The 2732-nt window shown below is 68.0% G+C and carries 4 protein-coding genes; 3 read left to right on the top strand and 1 reads right to left on the bottom strand.

The window, feature by feature from the left end:
* Nucleotides 1–78 precede the first annotated feature (78 nt).
* Nucleotides 79–324: a zinc-finger domain-containing protein gene (locus tag DYI24_RS24680; protein WP_011158974.1), complete on the top strand. Its 246-nt coding sequence runs from the start codon at nucleotides 79–81 to the stop codon at nucleotides 322–324.
* Nucleotides 325–342: 18 nt separating this feature from the next.
* Nucleotides 343–1536, top strand: coding sequence for an FAD-dependent monooxygenase (locus DYI24_RS24675; RefSeq protein ID WP_164574196.1), 1194 nt, complete (start codon nucleotides 343–345; stop codon nucleotides 1534–1536).
* Between the two features lie 37 nt (nucleotides 1537–1573).
* Here the strand turns inward: DYI24_RS24675 and DYI24_RS24670 are convergent, their stop codons facing one another.
* A complete protein-coding gene (locus tag DYI24_RS24670; RefSeq protein ID WP_107345223.1) occupies nucleotides 1574–1978 on the bottom strand; it encodes a twin-arginine translocation pathway signal in 405 nt (134 codons plus the stop codon).
* Nucleotides 1979–2134: 156 nt separating this feature from the next.
* Here DYI24_RS24670 and DYI24_RS24665 point away from each other — a divergent pair, with 156 nt between their 5' ends.
* Nucleotides 2135–2563 (top strand): universal stress protein, encoded by a 429-nt coding sequence (locus tag DYI24_RS24665; protein WP_164574195.1) that lies wholly within the window; start codon nucleotides 2135–2137, stop codon nucleotides 2561–2563.
* Nucleotides 2564–2732 lie beyond the last annotated feature (169 nt).

Here is a 2732-nt window from a genome sequence, read left to right as displayed (position 1 = left end):
CCCTAGGAATCAGGCAGCCGCGCCGGTATGGTGCGCTGCACTGTTAGTTGCCCTCCGCTGTCAGCAAAGGTGAGCTGAATGTCCGACCACGTGGTTCCCCACTTCCAGAACGATGCCGGCGTTGCGACGATCGAAATCGGTTCGCGGGAATTTATGTGCGTCGGCGCCGCCCCTCCGTTCGATCATCCGCACGTGTTTCTCGACCTCGGTAACGACAACGAGATCATCTGCCCATATTGCTCGACGCTGTATCGCTACGCGGCCGATCTGAAGCCGGGCGAAGCCCGTCCGCCGGAATGCGTGCTGAAGGACAAGGTCGCCTGATCGGACGCTGACCGCAACGTGGCGGTCTCCCGAACCATTATCGTCGCGGGAGCCGGAATTGGCGGCCTGACCGCCGCATTGGCGTTGGCCGCCAAGGGGTTCCGAGTCATCGTACTGGAGCGCACCGAGCGGCTCGACGAAGTCGGCGCCGGTCTGCAGCTCTCTCCCAACGCCTCCCGAATTCTGCTCGAGCTCGGCCTGCAGCCGCGGCTCGACGCCTGCGCGGTGGTGCCCGACGCTGTCACCGCGATCAATGCCCGCTCTGGCCGCGCCATCGTCCGGATGCCGATCGGCGACGTTGCCGTCCGCAACGGCGCGCCCTACTGGGTGGTGCATCGCGCCGACCTGCAGGCCGCGCTGGCCGCCAAGGTCGCCGCGCATCCCTCGATCGACCTCCGGCTCGGCTGCGCTGTCGAGGACGTCGCGCCCCATGCCAACGGTGTCACCGTGTCGGCCGGCGGCGGTCAGGAACCGGCGCTGGCGCTGGTCGGGGCCGATGGAATCTGGTCGGCCGTCCGCGGGGTGGCGTTTCCGAAGATCCAACCGCTGTTTTCCGGCCTGATCGCCTGGCGAGGCACGATTCCGGCCGAGGCGATGCCGGATGGCGAGAGGCTGCGCGGAGTGCAGTTGTGGCTGGGCCCGGAGGCGCATCTGGTGGTGTACCCGATCTCAGGAGGGCGCCGGATCAACCTGGTGGCGGTGGTCAATGGCTCATGGAACCAGCGCGGCTGGAGCGCGCGCGGCGAACCCACTGAGATTGTTGCGCGTTTCGCGCATTGGGCGGGCGCCGCCAAGGCGTTGATCGGAACCGTCGAAAACTGGACGCGCTGGGCGCTGTTCGCGATGCCGGACGGCGGAGCGTGGAACCAGGGCCCGATCGCCCTGTTGGGCGATGCCTCCCACGGCATGCTGCCATTCGCCGCCCAGGGCGCCGGCATGGCGATCGAGGACGCCGCCGTGCTGGCCGCCGGCCTCGCCGCCAGCCATGGCGAGGGCCGCGGCGGCACCGCCGCGGAGGTTGCGACCACGCTGCAGCGCTACGCGGCGCTCCGCCGGCCCCGGGTCAAACGGGTGCAGCAGCTCGCCCGGCAGAACGGCGTGATCTACCACCTGCCCGGCGCCGCGGCGATCGCCCGCGATGTCGCGATGCGGGCGCTCGGCCCGGACCGACTGCTGGCACGTCAGAGCTGGATCTACGACTGGCGCCTCTGAGGGCGCCCACGAAACCGCCAATTTGTCTGCGCGCCCTTCAGTGCGCGCCGCGTCCCGCCCGCTTCTGAGGAGCCGGCGCAGCCGGCGGCGGCTCCGGCGTCGGGGTGCAGCGGTTGTCCCGCCAGGTCTGCTCGGCGAGCCGGGATTGCGCCTTCACGTTGATGTAGTCGTTGCGGTAGGCGATCTCGGAGACCACCGGCCCGGCCGCTCCGGTCTGCGCCTTGCGCATCAGGCCGTCGAGCTTGGCAAGCTGCGCATCGAGCGATTTGCGCTCCGCCTCGAGCTGCTTGCAGTCGTACAGCTCGTATTTGGCCGGATCGACGAACGCCTGTGACAGCGCGCTGTCGCCCATCCCGGCGCAGCCGGACAGGCCGAGGGCGGCGAACGTGACGGCGGCAGCGGCGCGGGCTGCAGTGAAGGCGGACGAGCGTTGCGATGTCATGGTGACGGGCTGTGTGAACCAGGTTGAGGTTTCGGTCAAATCAGGCTGTGATGACCGCAGTGTGGCCGCGGTGGCGCCCCGCAAACCTCGTTTGCCGCGTTTTCGTCGCGCAAACGGTCTCCGCTTCGCCCCGGAAACGCCAACAGGACGCGACCGATGCAGAAGATCCTCCTCCCCTATGACGGCTCCGCCAATGCGGGCCGCGCTCTGGACTGGGTGATCGCCCTCGCCCACGACAACGTGCAGATCGAGCTGGTGCTGGTGTACGCCCATCCCGAGCCGGCGCTGTATGGCGAGATCGCGGTGTACGTCTCCAAGGAGAAGATGGAGGAGCTGCAGCGCGAGCACAGCGACGACATCCTGCAGCCGGCGATCGCCAAGCTGAACGCGGCGAGCATCCCGTTCACCTCCGAGGTGCTCACCGGCGACACCGCGCAGCGCATCGTCAAACGCGCTGAAGAGCTGAACTGCAACGGCATCGTGATGGGCACCCGCGGCCGCAGCGCGATCGGCAACCTGGTACTCGGCTCGGTCGCCAACAAGGTCGTCCACCTGACCAAACTACCTGTGACACTGGTGAAGTAACCACACGTTCCGCCGCGCCTGGCTTGCCTTGCCAAACCGGCAGGTTTGGAACAGTGTCGCACCGCAATATCGATCGGATTTTCCAAGGAGCGAGCGGTGTCGGGATTGAAGCAAATGCTGCGTGCACCCTGGGTGTGGCGGGCGCGGGCACGCGACCGCCACGTCGCGC

This window comes from Rhodopseudomonas sp. BR0C11 (genome assembly GCF_010820945.1).
GTDB lineage: Bacteria > Pseudomonadota > Alphaproteobacteria > Rhizobiales > Xanthobacteraceae > Rhodopseudomonas > Rhodopseudomonas palustris_H.
This window is presented reverse-complemented; position numbering and strand designations above follow the sequence as displayed.